The 17186-nt window shown below is 62.7% G+C and carries 14 protein-coding genes; 9 read left to right on the plus strand and 5 right to left on the minus strand.

Features of this window, described 5'->3' with window-relative positions:
* From LB516_RS11640 to LB516_RS11665, 6 genes are all read left to right on the plus strand, one after another.
* A partial coding sequence (locus LB516_RS11640; RefSeq protein WP_224719590.1) for a beta strand repeat-containing protein occupies positions 1-3357 on the plus strand: 3357 nt, incomplete at its 5' end.
* A 72-nt stretch (positions 3358-3429) separates the two neighbouring features.
* Positions 3430-3798, plus strand: coding sequence for a hypothetical protein (locus tag LB516_RS11645; protein ID WP_224719591.1), 369 nt, complete (start codon positions 3430-3432; stop codon positions 3796-3798).
* 29 nt (positions 3799-3827) lie between these two features.
* Entirely contained in the window at positions 3828-5030 is a 1203-nt protein-coding gene (locus LB516_RS11650) for an ABC transporter substrate-binding protein (RefSeq protein ID WP_224643715.1), read from the plus strand.
* A 46-nt stretch (positions 5031-5076) separates the two neighbouring features.
* The gene (locus tag LB516_RS11655) at positions 5077-5739 is read left to right on the plus strand and encodes a thermonuclease family protein (RefSeq protein WP_224643716.1); all 663 of its coding nucleotides are present in this window, start codon (positions 5077-5079) and stop codon (positions 5737-5739) included.
* Between the two features lie 120 nt (positions 5740-5859).
* Complete coding sequence (locus tag LB516_RS11660; protein ID WP_224587748.1) at positions 5860-6639, plus strand: GGDEF domain-containing protein; 780 nt, start codon at positions 5860-5862, stop codon at positions 6637-6639.
* Between the two features lie 219 nt (positions 6640-6858).
* Positions 6859-7227 carry a VanZ family protein gene (locus tag LB516_RS11665; protein ID WP_224643717.1) on the plus strand — a complete coding sequence of 123 codons (369 nt, stop codon included), beginning with the start codon at positions 6859-6861 and terminating at the stop codon, positions 7225-7227.
* A 212-nt stretch (positions 7228-7439) separates the two neighbouring features.
* On the opposite strand, the gene smc is transcribed toward LB516_RS11665, so the two are convergent.
* From smc to LB516_RS11680, 3 genes are all read right to left on the minus strand, one after another.
* A complete protein-coding gene (gene smc / locus LB516_RS11670; protein ID WP_224719592.1) occupies positions 7440-10898 on the minus strand; it encodes a chromosome segregation protein SMC in 3459 nt (1152 codons plus the stop codon).
* A gap of 123 nt (positions 10899-11021) precedes the next feature.
* A complete protein-coding gene (locus LB516_RS11675; RefSeq protein ID WP_140617272.1) occupies positions 11022-11765 on the minus strand; it encodes a DsbA family protein in 744 nt (247 codons plus the stop codon).
* A gap of 268 nt (positions 11766-12033) precedes the next feature.
* Positions 12034-12534 (minus strand): DUF721 domain-containing protein, encoded by a 501-nt coding sequence (locus LB516_RS11680; protein ID WP_140878153.1) that lies wholly within the window; start codon positions 12532-12534, stop codon positions 12034-12036.
* Between the two features lie 53 nt (positions 12535-12587).
* On the opposite strand from LB516_RS11680, the gene mutY reads away from it, so the two are divergent.
* Together mutY and LB516_RS11690 are read left to right on the plus strand one after the other, a co-directional pair.
* Positions 12588-13727, plus strand: coding sequence for an A/G-specific adenine glycosylase (gene mutY, locus LB516_RS11685; RefSeq protein WP_224719593.1), 1140 nt, complete (start codon positions 12588-12590; stop codon positions 13725-13727).
* A complete protein-coding gene (locus LB516_RS11690) occupies positions 13720-14331 on the plus strand; it encodes an HAD family hydrolase (protein ID WP_140617275.1) in 612 nt (203 codons plus the stop codon). Before mutY ends, LB516_RS11690 begins: the two co-directional genes overlap by 8 nt.
* 64 nt (positions 14332-14395) lie before the next feature.
* Here the strand turns inward: LB516_RS11690 and LB516_RS11695 are convergent, their stop codons facing one another.
* Positions 14396-15529 (minus strand): site-specific DNA-methyltransferase, encoded by a 1134-nt coding sequence (locus tag LB516_RS11695; protein ID WP_140617276.1) that lies wholly within the window; start codon positions 15527-15529, stop codon positions 14396-14398.
* Between the two features lie 178 nt (positions 15530-15707).
* Here LB516_RS11695 and LB516_RS11700 point away from each other — a divergent pair, with 178 nt between their 5' ends.
* Positions 15708-16397 (plus strand): HAD family hydrolase, encoded by a 690-nt coding sequence (locus LB516_RS11700; RefSeq protein WP_140617277.1) that lies wholly within the window; start codon positions 15708-15710, stop codon positions 16395-16397.
* 42 nt (positions 16398-16439) lie between these two features.
* On the opposite strand, the gene LB516_RS11705 is transcribed toward LB516_RS11700, so the two are convergent.
* Positions 16440-17171, minus strand: a complete 732-nt coding sequence (locus tag LB516_RS11705; protein ID WP_140661407.1) for a hypothetical protein — start codon at positions 17169-17171, stop codon at positions 16440-16442.
* Between the last annotated feature and the right edge of the window lie 15 nt (positions 17172-17186).

Genomic DNA, 17186 nt, shown 5'->3' on the forward strand with positions numbered 1-17186 from the left:
GTGACCACCGGCGCCGGCACCGACATTGCCGGCCTGCACGGCACCCTGCATCTCAACGCCGACGGCTCCTACACCTATCAGTCGACGGCCAACAACATCACCTCGGATGCCACCGACGTGTTCGTCTACACCATCAAGGATGGCGACGGCGACCTGTCGACGACGACACTGACCATCAACGTCGCCGACGCCACCATCGTCGCTCCGGCCGACAACGACGTCACCGTCAACGAAGCCGCGCTCGACCTGGTCAAGGCCGGCGCCGACCTGGCCGCCGGCACCGTCACCGGCTCGTTGCCGGGGCTGACCACCGAGACCGATGCTTCCAACCAGCTCAACGGTTCGGGCGGCGTCGGCACGCTGCACTACCAGCTGGTCAGCGGCGGCAACGCCGCCACCGCCGGAACCTACGGCACCATCCAGGTCAATGACGATGGCAGCTATGTCTATACGCTGACCAAGCCGTTCGACACCTCGCCCGATGCCAACAACAGCACCAACACCGAGACCGCCGAGAGCTTCACCTACAAGGTGACCGACGCCAACGGCAACACCAGCACCGGAACCATCACCGTCAACATCGTCGACGATGTGCCGACGGCCAATGCCAACACCGGCAACGTCGCCGAAGGCGCGCTGCTCAGCGTCAATGCGGCGGCTGGCGTGCTGACCAACGACGTCGCCGGCGCCGACGGCTTTGCCGCCAGCGGCGGCGTGGTGGGCGTGCGCGCCGCCGGCGTCGACACCACCACGGCGGTGACCACCGGCGCCGGCACCGACATTGCCGGCCTGCACGGCACCCTGCATCTCAACGCCGACGGCTCCTACACCTATCAGTCGACGGCCAACAACATCACCTCGGATGCCACCGACGTGTTCGTCTACACGATCAAGGACGGCGACGGCGACCTGTCGACGACGACACTGACCATCAACGTCGCCGACGTCAACACTGCACCGATTGTCGCGGACACTCATAACTGGATGTCCAGCGACCCGGGGCAGCAAGTATTGGGCACGCCAACCTTTCCCAATGGATATCCCTTGCTGGTCACGGTCCCGTCGGATGCCGATGGTGACAACCTCATCGTCACCGCTACAGGAACGATCCCTGCCGGAACATTCTACTTCGACGGCGTGAACTATGTCGCCCTGACCACTGGAACCGTCCTCTATAATCCATCCGCTGGAATTAACCTTCTAGACGACCTGGTTTACAAGCCGACAACGACGGTAACCGATACAGTCGACAAGAGCCTGTCGCTAGATGTCTATGACGGTACTATCCATGTCACGCAGACGGTCGGCATCCACGAAGTGCCGCCAACCAGCCTGCCCAGTGACACGTCACAGATTGGCAATGGAAGCAGCCCGCTTACGTCGGGAAATGACCAGATAACGACGCTGACTCTGTCCCAAGCCACGGTAAACGCCATAGCAGCCGATCCTCATGGCGCGACAGTGGTGGTCTATACCGACTTCCAGGAGAGTCCATTCGCGACGCCCATTCCTTTGTCGGAACGGAATCCCGGCGCGTTCGGAGACGCCAGTGCGGGGTCTCACCGCGAACAGGAGGTCCAGGTCGAAATAATCATAGGGGCCAATCACTTTGCGGTTGTCGAAGATGACCTGACCGCCGGAACATTCGAGCAGAGCTGGTTTTTCGATGCGACTACGGGGTTGATGAAAGCCACCGTCGACTACGATCACATTTTCTTGCTCGACGCCGCCGGCAACGCCACCGCTACAACGCTCGCGAGCTACTTGATCGCACACCCACCGACAGCCGGCGATTCTTGGACATTGTCCTATTTCGACAACAATGGCGGCAACTATCAGGCTCGCAACGTCAGCTTCTCCTTCTTCTCGCATGACCCCGGTGATCCCGGCATCACAGTGAATGGAAACGCAACGCTGGGCGACCAGATCTATGGAACGTCAGGGATTGATCATTTGTCCGGTGGCGGCGGAAATGACACGATCGTCGGACGGGGTGGCAGTGATTTCCTGACCGGCGGAGGCGGCAACGACACGTTCTTGATCGGAACGGGCGATTCGACACCCGTCATCGGAGGGTCGGGCAATGCCGGTACGATCTCGGGCTACGACATCATCACCGACTTCGTCGCCGGCACCGACAAGCTGACCCTGCCGGGTGCGCTGGTGGCTGCCACAGCCGGCCTCGTCGACGGCGCAGGTGACTCGGTCTTGACGATCGGTGGAGATACTGTTGAATCTCATTTCGTCACGAATGGCATCGCCAGTTTCTTCGGAACCGATGCCGGCGCCTCGCCCTTGGCTATCACCACAACGTCAGGCGTTGCCGCGGCTGTCCAGTATCTTATGGGCACAGACATCGGCAACGCTGGGGCGACGCTCGCATTCACGGCAACGATTTCAGGGGTAAACCACACCTACGTCTATACTCAGACAACCACGAATGCCGGCGTGGGAGCATTGGTCGACCTGCAGAATGTCACGGTTACGAACCTGAACACCCTCATCGGAGGGTCGATCGATCCCATCATTCTCGACCTGAATCACAATGGCTTTGCCTTCTCCGATGTCAGCCACGGTGTTCAGTTCGACATGAACGGCGATGGCACCAAGGAACAGATCGCCTGGAACACATCGAATGATGGCATGTTGGCGGTCGACCTCAACCATGACGGCAAGATCGACGATGGCACGGAACTGTTCACGCCGAACTTCGACGGCGGCCACTTCGCCAGCGGCGCGGCCGCTTTGGCATCGCTCGACAGCAATCATGACGGCGTCATCGATCACAACGACGCGGCGTTCAGCAGCCTGCTGATCTGGAAGGACGCCAATGCCAACGGCACCAGCGACGCCGGGGAATTGTCGCACCTCGCCGACAACGGTATTGTCTCCATCAGCACGGCAGCGCAGCCGGCTGTCGGCGAAATCGACGGGCAGACCGTGACCGGCAACGGCACTTTCCAGATGGCCGACGGCACAAGCGGCAACTATGTCGAGGTGGAACTTGATACTTCGCTGGTTGCCCCGGCGCAGCAGTCGATGGCTATCGACGGCACTTCGGGAGCCGACACGTTCAAGATCGACAATCTGAACATCAAGGATCTGATCGCCGACTACCATGGCGCCGAGGGCGACAAGATCGACCTGACCGCTCTGTTCGACAAAGCCGCCGCCGGCAATATCGCCGACTACGTGCATTACAACAGCGCGACCAGCACGGTAAGCGTCGACACCAGCGGCTCAGGCAACGCGGCAAACTTCGTGGATGTGGCTGTACTGCAGAACGCGCCCGCGGCCGGCACCATCAACATCCTCTATGACGACGCAACACACACGCAGCAGCATGTCACGATTTAACGCTTCTGCGCGCTCGTGCTCCCATGCTATGCATTAGCGGGACATGAAATGGCAATTTGGAGAGGGGCTTACATGAGAATTCGTTCAAAATTACTGATTTCGGCCACGGCGCTGCTGTTGGCAGGATCGACCGGCTTTGCCGCCGACATCATCGAGGGACCTGTGGCCGATTATTGCCGCACCGTTGGAACCTCTAATCTGGTGCTGACCGACAACACGGTCGACCTCACGAAACAGGTCGTCAAGCTGATGGACGAGTCGGTTGCCGTCGCCAACAGCCCGGAATGGATCAACTCATCCCGGCCGGTCTTCGTCTGGGCGTCGGAAGCCAAGGTCGCTTGCGGCATGGCTTACGGCTACCTGAAGACGAATTACAAGGACGAAGACACGCTCAATAAATGCGAGTGTTTTCACGACCGTATGGTCGAGTACATGAACTGACCGCAGGAGCGAGAGCGCACTGGCAGAAAATGGAATCCGACCGGCAGGTTCACCGCCTGCGGACATGGGTGGTCGCTTGCGCGCTGGCGCTATCGCTGTTCGGCTGCCAATCCAAAGGCTCGGTGTCGGACGCGCTCGACCCCGCTGCCATCCAGGTCGCCAATCAGCCGGCTGCTGTTGTTGCCGTGGCAAACGCAAGCAAGGCGACGCAGTCCCTCGGCACGGGACCCACGAAAGTCGCCATGCTGCTGCCGCTGTCCGCTTCCGGATCCGCGGGCGAAAACGGCAAAAAGATGCTCGACGCCGCCAAGCTCGCCATGACGGACCTCGGTAATCCCCTGCTGACGCTTACCGTCGAGGACACAAGGGGAGACGCGGCTTACTCCCAGCAACTGGCGGTAAAGGCCATAACTTCGGGAGCGAAAGTGGTCATCGGTCCGACCGAACTGCCGGCGGCGCAGCATGTCGCGAAACTGTCGGGCTCGAACCGGCCCGTGGTTCTGGCTCTCGCGGAAAATTTTGCCGGCGGCCCAGGCGTCTATGCGGTATGCCTTGGCGAGGCTGACAGCGCCGCGGCGGGCGCCGGCGCAATCGCGGCCAAGGGCGGCAAGAAATTCGTCCTGCTGGTGCCAGCGGGCGCGGGTGCCGATATTGCCGAAAAACACGTCGCCAACAGCCTCAGCGTGTACGGCGCCGCACTTGCGATCACCATCCCCTACACGAGCGCCGACAGCGCGGCAAAGGCGGTCGCGGACATGGGCTCGCTGGTTGACGCCCCCGACGCCGTGATCGTCGCCAGCGGCGACAGCAATCCATCGCCAATCCTGATCGCCCTCAAGGCAAAAGGCATCCCTGGAAAATCAACCTCCGTGGTTGGCACGAACCGCTGGCTGGAGCACCCGACCAGTCCGCTTTTCGAAGGCGCCTATATCGCGACGCTCGACCAACATGAAACAGGCCCCATTTCGGATCGTTTCAAGGCAAGCTTCAATTACCAGGCCGACGTCAATGTCGCTTATGCCTATGATATGGTCGCGCTGACCGCGGGCATCGCAAGCGCTGCCGGACCCAATGGCTTCAACAGGCAGGTTTTCGAGAACCCGAATGGCTTTCGCGGATCGACCGGCTTGTTCAGGTTCCGCGCGGATGGATCCAGCGAACGCTCAATGCCGTTTTACCGGATTGAAAAAGGTGCGCTCAAACTGGTTGCCAAATCGACGTCCAGCTTCTAGCGAACTGGGCGCGGGCGGCCCGGTGGGTCATCGGGGGCGCGTTCGCATGATGATCGCGCTCGCGGGCATCGAGCTTCTCATCGGTATCCTGCTGCTGGTCAAGGCAGCGACCCTGTTCCCCGTCGAACGAAGCCTCACCGACCCAGCCCCTGACGTCGGCGATGACGTCGCGCGACATCCGGCTCGATCGATCGTCAACTCAGCCCGCAAGATTGCCGAGGATCTCATCGCACCGCCGCAGATCGAGGGATCGGAGATGGAGCGGGTGGAACCTCGTTTGCCGCTTGGCGACCTCGGCCTCGCATCACGCCCCAAGTCATGGATGCCCAGGGATTGGCGGGAAACATTGCTTTACGATCCAGTGGCCACGTCGTCGGCTGCTTTCGACTCCATGGGGCGGAAACTGTTCATCAGTGGAACCCAGGGCGTCCAGACCGACAGGGTCTGCCTGTTTCACGAGAGCGCGTGGCCATGCGGACAGCGGGCCTACGCGGCTTTCAACAACTGGATGCGCGGGCGAGCGCTGAACTGCTTCGTGCCTCCGGTGGTCGACCGCTTCCCTGTCGCGGTGACATGCAGGCTGGGCAAACAGGATGTCGGTGCCTGGCTGGTATCGAATGGCTGGGCGCTGGCCTTGCCGAGCGGCATCTATGGCAAGGCCGAAGCAACAGCCAGGGCGGCGGAGATGGGAATCTTCGGCCCGCCATAGGCGACAGCACCGGATTCGCCACAAAGGGCAGCATCCTCCGTTCAGAAGCTTGGCGATCTAACCAACGTGTCAAATTGTATTGTTCTTCGAAACCGAAATCGTAACTTGCCGGTCTTATGCTTGGCGATCGAACGGAGATCGACGATGAGCAATGCAGCAGCTGATGTCCCGGTCCATCATGAATGGAAGACCATTGCCTGGCTGGCATTTCTTGGAACCGTCGGCAGCCTGTGCGTGTCCCTCGTCCTGAATTATCTGCTGTTGTTCAGCGAGGCGCTGACGCCTTTCGGGCGCGGCATGATCACGGCAACACTTTTGCCTGTGGTGATCTGCCTGCCGCTGTTTGTGTTCATAGGCCTGAAACTGGCCGAGATCCGTCGCTATCGGCGGGAACTCAACCGGGCCGCGACCTTCGATACGCTGACCGGTTGCCTGAACGGGAGGGTCTTCACGTCGCTGATCGAGAGACGGGCGATCAGGTCTTCCCCACAAGGCGAGCGATCGGGCGCGTTCCTGGTCATTCATCCTGAACACCTGAACGCCATCAACTTGCGCTTCGGCCTGAACTGGGGCGACGAGGCCTTGCGCCTGATCGCTTCAACCATCCGGTCTTGCGTGCGCTCGCAAGACGTCGTCGGCCGCATAGGTGCCTCCATGTTCGGTGTGTTCCTTCCCGGAACGAGCGAGGCCGAAGCCAGGACGGTTGGCGAGCGTATCCGTGCCACTGTCTCGCAGGTCTATTTCGCCCCTCAGGGAGCCGAGGAGATCCTGGCCGTGTCCGTCGGGGGCGTGGTTTTCGAGCAGGACCTGGACTTCGAGGACATGTTCCGGCCTGCCGAAGAGAGCTTGTCGGGCAAAAGCGGTTTTGGACTGTCGCGTATTCAACGCGCTTCAATCTGACGAGCCGTCACCATTCTATCGCCAATAGGCGGAAGGCGTGCCGGCAAATGGGCGGGGCACGCCTTGGGATCCCCTCGTGATCGCGAGACGGGCTCGTTGCTTTTCGAAGCCGGCTTATGCAATCGTGGCCATGGACGCCAGCCTGCCGCTTACACCGGCATGCCACCTGACCAAGATCTCCGGACCCGACCTCGATGGCTGGTGTATCGACGGAACAGAATGAAGTTTTACTCAGCCGCCGAGCGGATTGCCTTTATCGCCACGCTCATTGCGGTCTTGGTGCTCGCGTTGCTGCCGATATCTCGCCTCGACGAATTCGGCATCGATATCGGCTTCCACTACGACAAGGCCAACCATGCGAGCGCCTTCGCGATCCTGGCGTTTCTGGGAAGTCTGGGCTGGCCGGGCCGCAAGAGGAGGCTGATCATCTTCCTCGCCCTGGTTGGAGCCGCGATCGAAATCCTCCAGGGCACGTCGCTGATAGAGCGTGATCTGGACGTGTTCGACTGGGTCGCCGATTGCGTCGGCATGGCTTGCGGACTTCTGGCGGCAATCTGCGCGAACTGGATTTCGCGACGCGTGCATTGAGATAGCCAAATCAGCAAGTTGGCGCTGAAGGTGAAGGTCTACCGCGAACTGCGCGATCGCGAGCGGGATCGTCGTGTGCCTGTGCTGAAAATGGGCCCGCTCTATTTCCTCTGGGCCTCGGCCAAACACCAGTCCCACGGACACGATCAGAAAACCTAAGCGGTCCGCCGATGGCTGCCGGACGCTTCAACTCGCGATGGCGGTCGGACGCGTCAACTCGCCTCGCGCATCGCCTCTGCCGCCTGCAAATCGACAGAGACAAGCTGGCTGACGCCCTGCTCGGCCATGGTCACGCCGAACAGCCGGTCCATGCGGGCCATGGTGATGGGATTGTGGGTGATGATGACGAAACGCGTCTCGGTGGTCTTGGCCATCTCGTCCATGAGATTGCAGAAGCGCTCGACATTGTGATCGTCGAGCGGCGCATCGACTTCGTCGAGCACGCAGATCGGTGCCGGGTTGGTCAGGAAGACAGCGAAGATCAGCGACATCGCAGTCAGCGCCTGCTCGCCGCCCGACAGCAGCGTCATGGTCTGCGGCTTCTTGCCGGGCGGTCGGGCAAGAATCTCCAGGCCCGCCTCCAGCGGATCCTCGGATTCGATCAGCTGCAATTCCGCCGTGCCGCCACCGAACAGATGCGAGAACAGTCGCTGAAAGTGGCTGTTGACGACATCGAAGGCGGCCAGCAGCCGTTCGCGGCCTTCACGATTGAGGCTCTGGATCGCTTGCCTGAGCTTGCGGATCGCTTCGATAATGTCCTCGCGCTCGGAAACGATCGCCTCCAGGCGCTCGGAAAGCTCCCTCTGCTCTTCCTCGGCACGCAGATTGACGGCGCCGAGCCGTTCGCGCTCGACCTTTAGCCGATCCAACTGGCGTTCGATCTCGGGCATTTCGGGCATCGGATCGTCGGCTTCCAGGCCGGTGTGGCGGATGACCAGATGCGGCGGCGTGTTCAACGTTTCCTGGATGCGCGCCTCGACCTCCAGCCGGCGTTCGTCGGCCGCCGTCAGCCGTTCTTCGGCGCGGGCGCGGGTTTCGCGCGCTTCGGCCAGCGACTGGATGGCTGATGTGGCCGCCTTGTCCAGTTCGGCCTGCCTGTTCTCCGCCTCCTGCAACCGGTCGGCGGCCGCCTTGCGCAAGCTTTCGGCCTCGGTGAGTTGCGACAGCAGCGCACGCCGCTTGGCGTCGATCTCGTCGGGCGCATCGGCCAGCCGTTCGCGCTCGGCCTCGGCCTCTGCCTTGCGTTCGGCGAGCGATGCGATCTGCGTCGAGGCGTTTTCGGCGCGCACCAGCCAGTTGCTGCGTTCGGCACCTATGGCGTCAAGCCGGCGTGTGCGTGCCTCGGCTTCTCGCCGCAAGCCCTCGTGGACGGCGCGCGCGTCTGCAAGCGCGGCGCGGTCGCGCGAGACATTGGCCGAGGACTGTTCGAGCTGCAATTGCAGGTCGCCGAGGTCGGGCGCATCCTGCAGCAGCATCTCGGCCTCGACGAAAGCCGCTGACGTCTCCTCATGGCTGTCGACGATGCGGGCGCGCGCCTCGTCCAGCGCGGCACGCCGGCTCGATAGTTCACCGCCGGCCTTTTCGGCCTCGGCCAGCGCATTGCGGGCGGCGTCCAGCCGGTGCTGGGCCTCACGTCCCGCCTGGCGCGTGTTGCGTTCGGCTTCGCTTGCCTGGCGGAGCGCCTGCTCGGCCTGCGCTAGCGCTTCCTCGGCCTGGCGCAGCACAAGCGTCGCCTGCACCGCTTCGGCATCGAGTTCGGCAAGCCGGTTCTTCTGTGCCAGCCTTTGTGCCGCGGCGGTCGGTGCATCGGCGCTGGCGGTCAGGCCGTCCCAGCGCCACAGCGCACCCTGGCGGCTGACCAGGCGCTGGCCTGGAGCCAGAAGCCCCTGCAACCGGCGGCCGTCAGCGGCCTCGACGATGCCGATCTGCGCAAGACGTCGGGCTAGTTGCGCCGGCGCGCGAACCACGCTGGCAAGGCTCTTGATCCCTTCCGGAAGCGCGGCATCGCCGGGCTGGATTTCGCTTTCGCCCCAATGCGCCGGTGCACTGCGGTCGAGCGGCACGTCGAGGTCTTCGCCAAGGGCGGCCCCCAGTGCCGTCTCGAAGCCGCGCTCGACGCTGATCTGCTCCAGCACCGAAGGGAAGAGATCGCCGCTGGCCGCGTTCAGGATCTTGGCCAGCGTGCGCGCTTCGGTCTCGATCCGCGCGAGCTCGGCCTTGGCGTCCTGAAGCGGCGGGCGGGCAGCGCTTTCAGCGCCACGGCCGTCGATGACCGACTGTTCAGCCTGCTCCACCGCTGCCTCGGACTCGTCCAGCAACGCCATCGCCTGCTCGACCAGAACCTGCTTCTCGGCCGGATCCGGCAAGCCGGCGACCTTGGAGAGGATGTCCGACAATTCGCGGTCGACGTCGGCGAGTTGGCGGGCGAAGCGGTCGCGACGCTCCGCGGTTTCGCGCAAAGTCCGTTCGATCTGGTGGCGCGAGGCGGCGGCCTCGGCGCGCTCGGCGGTCAGCGCGGCAAGTTTGGCTTCGCTTTGCGCAAGCGTCGAGGCGGCCTGTTCGAATACCGCGCGGGTGGTGGCCTCGCGCTCGGCGGCGCCGGCGCTTTCGGAGTTCAGCGTGGCCTCTTCCGCACGCAGGCGCTCGAGAACGTCGGCATTGTCGCGCACCATCCGCTCTTCGCGGGCAATGTCGCCGTCGAGCTGCTGCAGCCGGCGTTCGAGTTCGGCCTGCCGGTTGCGGATACGGCCAGCTTCTTCCTCGATCTGCGACCTGGCGATCGACAAGCGCTGGAAAGCCGCGGCAGCCGCGGCTTCCGCGTCGCGCAGGTCAGGCAGGCGATGGGCGGAGATGCCTTGCTCCTTGGCCGCGTTCATCTGCGTGGCGGCGCGGTCGCCGACGAGCGCCGTGGCCGTGGCCAGCGCCGAACGCGCCTCGCCTTCCTGTGTCTTGGCCAGCGTCCAGCGCAGGTGCAAGAGCGTTGCTTCGGCCTTGCGGATGTCGGCCGACAGGTTCTTGAAGCGGGAAGCCTGGCGCGCCTGGCGCTTGAGGCTTTCGATCTGGCTTTCCAGCTCGCCCACGACATCGTCCAGGCGTTCGAGGTTCTGCTCGGCCGCCTTAAGCCGCAATTCCGCCTCGTGGCGACGGGTGTGCAGGCCGGAAATGCCGGCCGCTTCTTCGAGCAGGGCGCGACGGGCCTGCGGCTTGGCCTGGATCAGTTCGCCGATACGGCCTTGCCCGACCATCGAGGGCGAGCGCGCGCCGGTCGACTGGTCGGCGAACAGAAGCTGCACGTCCTTGGCGCGCGCTTCCTTGCCGTTGATGCGGTAGAGCGAGCCGGCCTCGCGCTCGATGCGGCGCGACACCTGCAGTTCGTCGGCATCGTTGAAGGCGGATGGAGCCGAGCGGTCGCTGTTGTCCAGGAAAAGCGTGACTTCGGCGGTGTTGCGGGCGGGACGGGTGCCCGAGCCGGAAAAGATGACGTCGTCCATGCCGGACGCGCGCATGTTCTTGTAGGAGCTTTCGCCCATCACCCAGCGCAGCGCCTCGACAAGGTTCGACTTGCCGCAGCCGTTCGGCCCGACAATGCCGGTCAGGCCGCGTTCGATGACGAACTCGCCGGGTTCGACGAAGGACTTGAAACCAAGGAGGCGGAGGCGCGAAAACTTCATTCGCGCGCCTCATACACCGGTTCGGCAAGAGTGTACCGAGGTTTTGCGATAGGGCGCAGAGCGCGCGAACGGATAGAGAGGCAAGCAGCGCCGGAGCGCTGCCGCTTCAGCACTGAGCCGATGTCAGAGCAGAGGGTCGATGATGGCCGACATTTCCTCAATCGACATCGCCCCTTTGTAGGTCTTACCGTTGATGAAGAAGGTCGGCGTCGAGTCGACCTTGAATTCATTGGCGCCACGCTTCTGAACCGATCTCACATCGTCCAGAAGTTTCTGGTCCGTCAAGCAGGCCTCGAAGGACTCCTGTGTAAAACCGGCAAGCTTGGAAATTTGCAGCAGCGCTTCCTTGGTGTTCGACACGCCGACCCAGTTCGCCTGCTGCCTGAACAGCACGTCGACCATCGGAAAATAGTTATCCTTGGCGCAACGCGCCAGCATGAAACCGGCTTCGGCGCTCGGATCGAATGGGAATTCGCGCAGGATGTAGCGCGCCTTGCCGGTATCGATGTACTTGGTCTTCAAATCCGGAAAGGTGGTCTCGGCGAAATGCGCGCAGTGCGGGCAGGTCATCGAGGCGTATTCGACGATGGTAACCTTGGCGTCATCCTTGCCGAGCTGCTTGTCGGGCAGCGCGCCCGGCTTCATCAGTTCGGTCATGTCGACGGTGCCCTGCGCTTCCGGTACCTGGACCGCGGCGGGCGTGGCCGGCTTTGCGGGCGTTGCCGGATTCGCGGGTTTGACATCCGCGGCCTTCGCCTCTTCGCCGGAATCACTGCAGGCGGCGAGCAGGGCCACCGCCGGGATGGCGGCCAGCGATGTCAGGACGTTTCTGCGAGAGAAGCTTTGGCCAAACGGGGGACGGCTCATACGAATCACCTGATAAGAGTTGGATTTTGCAATGCAAAGGCACGAAAAGGCGAGAGTTGGCGCGAATTAAGGCATCCCTGTCCCCAATCCAATCGTGAAACCTGACAAGGGCGATCACGAATGCGCGAGATTAACGACAAACCTATGACCGTTTCCAATCAGAACCAAGGGGATCGTCTCCGTTTGGGCCGACCGGGCCGACTGTAACCGTTCCACTTCGCCCTTGGCCAGACGGCCTCGGGATAGTCCCTGGGGTCATTGCAGCCGTCTAGGCTTTCCTTGCGCCCAGAATGGTCGCCCCCAGCCGTTCCAGCGAGGCGCGCAGCCCGTCATCCTCTATAAGCCCGACAGTATCGGACAATTTCGCCTTTTCGGCCGCGCTCAATGCCCTGAGGGTGGGTTTGGGCCGGGCTCTTCCCGAGCTTATCGGCTTCTGCACGATCCTGATGCGGCCTATCGCCCTGAAACCCAGGAAGGCGTTCACCCGGTTGATGATCTCGCCGGTCTCATGCTGCAGATGAAGCGCGGCCATGCCTTCGCAGGCGATGACCAGTACGGCCGGCTCGAACGGATCATCCTCGTGCAGGCGGCGCGGCCACTGGATCTTTTCGGGCCGCGAGTGGATGGCCAGGCGCGGTCCGGCAATCTCTTCCCACGACTGGACCAGACCGATCGAGATGCCTGCCCGCTTGCGCAGCACCGGGTCGAGGATGTCGGTGGCGAGATCGCTCACCGGAACGGGATTGCCGAAGCGCCTTTTCCCTGCCATGTGCGTTCTCCAGCCACGACCCAGCAGATACCGGCCAGGCCAACGCAAGATCAATGGCACCAGCAGACCAGACCCGCAAGGCCCAGACCAGCAAGGCCATCTCGGATGATACGGCGTCGCGCCTGCTCGCCTGGTATGACGCGCATCATCGCGAATTGCCGTGGCGCGTGACGCCGCGCGAGCATGCACGCGGTGTGCGGCCCGATCCCTACCGTATCTGGCTGTCGGAGGTGATGCTGCAGCAGACCACCGTCGAAGCGGTGAAATCGTATTTCCTCGCCTTTGTCGAGAAATGGCCCGATGTCGAAGCGCTGGCCGCGGCGCCGACGGAGGATGTGATGAAAGCCTGGGCGGGGCTCGGCTACTACTCCCGCGCCCGCAACCTCAAGGCCTGCGCCGATCTGGTGGCGGCACGCGGCGGGAGGTTTCCGGACACCGAGATCGGACTTCGAGAATTGCCGGGGATCGGCGCCTATACATCGGCGGCAATAACGGCCATCGCCTTCGACCGCCACGCCGCCGTCGTCGACGGCAATGTCGAACGCGTCATCTCACGGCTGTTTTCGATCACGACGCCGCTCAGCGAAGCCAAGGCCGAGATACGGGTCCATGTCGAGCGCATGATGCCGGCGACAAGGCCCGGCGACTTTGCCCAGGCGATGATGGATCTCGGCGCCACGATATGCACTCCGCGCCGGCCGCGCTGCATGCTGTGCCCGCTGCGCGAGGACTGCAGCGCCGTTGTTTCAGGAGATCCCGAAAATTTCCCGGTGCGGCTGCCAAAAGCCGACAAGCCGCTGCGACGCGGCGCTGCTTTCGTTGCCATGCGTGACGACGGTGCCATTCTTTTGCGCAAGCGGCCAGAGAAAGGGCTGCTCGGCGGCATGACGGAAGTGCCGACCACCGCCTGGACGGCGCGGGTGGACGGAGCCACCACAGAGGCGGCAGCGCCCTTTACCGGCGACTGGCGGCACGCCGGGACAATCGCGCATGTGTTCACCCATTTCGCGCTCGAACTCGAAGTCTTTTGCGCCCACATCAAAGGTGATGCCCTGGCAGGGTATTTCTGGTCGCCCGCCCATAAGATTTCAGGCGAGGCGCTGCCCACCGTCATGAAAAAGGCAATCGAGGCTGCGATACCCGGCGCGACGAAAAAACCGTCGCCATTGAGTGCAAAGAGGCCCCATGACTGAAATCCGCCACATCGTTTTCGACATCGGCAAGGTGCTGATCCATTACGATCCGAACATTCCCTTCAGCCGCCTCATTCCCGACGACGAAGAGAGAAAGTGGTTCTTCGACAATATCTGCACGCATGACTGGAACATAGAGCAGGATCGCGGCCGGACGTGGGAAGAGGCCGAAGCGCTGCTGATCGCGGAGCACCCCGAGCACGCCGAAAACATCCGCAATTTCCGTCGCCACTGGCACGAGATGGTGCCGCATGCCTATGACGACAGTGTCACCATCATGCTCGGCCTGATCGACAGCGGCCACGATGTGACGATGCTGACCAACTTTGCTTCCGACACGCTGGCCGAAGCGCGCGAACGCTTCGATTTCCTCGATCGTCCGCGCGGCGTCACCATCTCGGGCGAGATTGGCAAGATCAAACCGGATCGTGGCATCTACGACCATCACGTGGCCGCGTTCGGCCTCGAGCCATCGGCGACGCTGTTCATCGACGACAGCCAGAAAAATGTCGACGGCGCCAAGGCCGCCGGCTGGCAAGCGGTGCTGTTCACCGATGCCAGCACGCTTAAAGCAGACCTTGAGCGATTGGGGATCAGGACGTGATCTCCATCGCTTGCGACGATCCGTTGAGCATTTGAATCAATAAATATGAGGCAGGCGGCAGAGCTCAGCCCCCTGCCCGTTCCATGCCAAGCCGGGCGATGCGGCGCAGTTCGTCGATGGGGGTAAGCCCGCCGCTGCGCTCATAATGCCAGAAGGTCCAGCCGTTGCAGGCGTCCAATCCCTGCACCTCGGCGCCGATCTTGTGGATCGAGCCGGCGCTGTCGCCGATCGCGACGGTCCCATCGGCGCGAACCTTGGCGGCCCAGCGCTTCTTGGCGTCATAGAGCGTGGCGCCGGGCGTCATCAGCCCGGTGTCGATCAGGCTGACGAAGGCGACGCGCGGCTCCGCGCGCTTGCCGGTGAGCACGGTGAGATCCGCCTCGTCGAGTGGCCGCACCGCATCGATGCGCTCATTGGCGGCGTCGATATAGGCCTGCTCGCGCTCGATGCCGACGAAGTGACGCCCGAGGCGCTTGGCAACCGCGCCTGTCGTACCGGAGCCGAAGAACGGGTCGAGCACGACGTCACCCGGCTTGGTCGAGGCCATCATGATACGGGCAAGCAGCGCCTCGGGCTTTTGAGTCGGATGCAGCTTGTCGCCATTCTCATTCTTCAGGCGCTCGCCGCCGGTGCAGATCGGGAACAGCCAGTCGGAGCGCATCTGGATATCGTCGTTCGACGCCTTCAGCGCTTCGTAGTTGAAGGTATAGCCCTTGCCCTTCTGGTCACGCGAAGCCCAGATCATCGTCTCATGCGCGTTCTGGAAGCGGCGGCCGCGAAAATTCGGCATCGGATTGGTCTTGCGCCAGACCACGTCGTTGAGAATCCAGAAGCCGAGATCCTGCATCTTGGCCCCGACGCGGAAGATGTTGTGATAGGAGCCAATGACCCAGATGGTGCCGTTGGGCTTCAGCACGCGGCGTGCCGCCAGCAGCCAGGCGCGGGTGAAAGCGTCATAGGCTTCGAAGCTCTCGAACTGGTCCCAGTCGTCGTCGACCGCATCGACCTTGGACTGGTCGGGACGGTGCAGGTCGCCGTCGAGCTGCAGATTGTAGGGCGGATCGGCAAAGATGACGTCGATCGACTTTTCCGGCAGGCGGTCGAGCGCCGCGACGCAGTCGCCTTTCAGGATCGTGTCCAGCCATTCGGATTGCTGGGGAGCGTGGGAGAGCTCGTCGAGAAGACGCACGGCTGACATTTTTACACCCAAGGCACGCGTTACTGTTTACTGCCCGTTATGGTTACCGATCAGCGTAAATATTCGGTGAAGCTTTATCGATGCCGTGGAGGAGTTTGCGAAGCCGTGTCCATTGGTGTATGCCGCGCCGCTTGAGCCCTGAGCGGCCATTCCTCCACCCTCCATCGTCCGGATCACCATGCCCCAGCCAGACCTTGTCATCTTCGATTGCGACGGCGTGCTCGTCGATTCCGAAATCATCGCCGCGCGGGTCGAAGCTGAACTGATAACCCTGGCCGGATACGAAATCTCGGCGGAGGAGATTGCCGAGACCTATGCCGGCCTGACCTTCAAGGACATACTGATACGAATCGAGGAGAAGTCCAAAATCCCGTTCCAGGTGTCGCTGATCGACCGCGCCGAGGAACTGGTCGACCGCAAACTGCGCAGCGACGTGCGCGCCATCGAAGGCGTGCGCGAAGCGGTCGCCTCGGTCACGTCGCAACGCTGCGTCTGCTCCAACTCACGTTCGGAGCGGATCGAGTTCATGCTGGAGAAGGTGCATCTGTTGCCGTTCTTCGCCGGGCGCATCTTCTCGGCGATGGAAACGCCGACCGGAAAGACCAAGCCGGCTCCAGACGTGTTCCTGCATGCCGCCGAAAAGCTCGGCGTCAACCCGGCGAACACCTTCGTCATCGAGGATTCCGTGCACGGCGTCACCGGCGCCAAGGCCGCCGGCATGCGCGTGATCGGCTTTACGGGCGCCAGCCACAGCTATCCCGGCCATGCCGACGCCTTGACAGAGGCCGGTGCCGAGACGGTGATCCGCCGCTGGGCGGAACTGAAGAGTGTCATTGCCGCTCTGTCGGAGTGGTCGGCGGATGCCTGAGATGCGTGCGTCCGGCTGGAGGCACGCCAGGCCGACAGCCGCCTAGTTCGTCGCGGCCGTCTTCTTCCTGTGGGTCTTCTTCCTCGGCTTGTCGGTCGTCGCCTTCGGCGCGGTTTCGTCGTAACCGGCATAGGCTTGATAGTCCTGCGCCGTCGGCGCCGGTACGACCACATTGGAATCGGTGAAGACAAACTGGGTGGCGACCGAGGGATCGGTCACCTGAACCTGATACTGGTGGATCTGCGAATAAAGCACGTCAGTGCCATGCATGACCGCGGTGCGGATCGGCATGGTGATGGTGCCGGGCGTGAATTTCGGTCCTGGCACGATCTTGCCGGCAACCGCGATCTTCATCGTCAGTTGTCCGTCGGCACGGCTGCAATCGCGGGTCACGTCGCTGATCGACGCCTGATAAATGATCCTCGCCGAATCGTCGGGCGGCGTAGCAGCAGCGGCGTCAGCGGCGGCCTGGGCCGCGGCATCCGCAGCGGCATCGCCGGTCTTTTTGAGCTTCGGCTTGGGCTTCTGCACCTCGTTGACATAGGTATTGAAGAAGGCCGTGCCGTCGCGCACCGTCACCCTTGGGCAATAGGCGTTCAGCTGGCTGGCCAGCACCTTGGGGTCCTGCGGCGGGGGTGGCGCCGTCGGATCCTTCTTGCCGAAACCGAGGTTCAGGATGCCATTGTCGCCTGATTGGCAGCCCGCGGCGGCAAGCATAAAGCCGGTGAGCGCAAGACCCGCCAAAAAGCGACCACTTGATATACGAAACGCCATGAAACTGCACTTCCC

The organism is Mesorhizobium sp. CO1-1-7 (genome assembly GCF_020164885.1).
GTDB lineage: Bacteria > Pseudomonadota > Alphaproteobacteria > Rhizobiales > Rhizobiaceae > Mesorhizobium > Mesorhizobium australicum.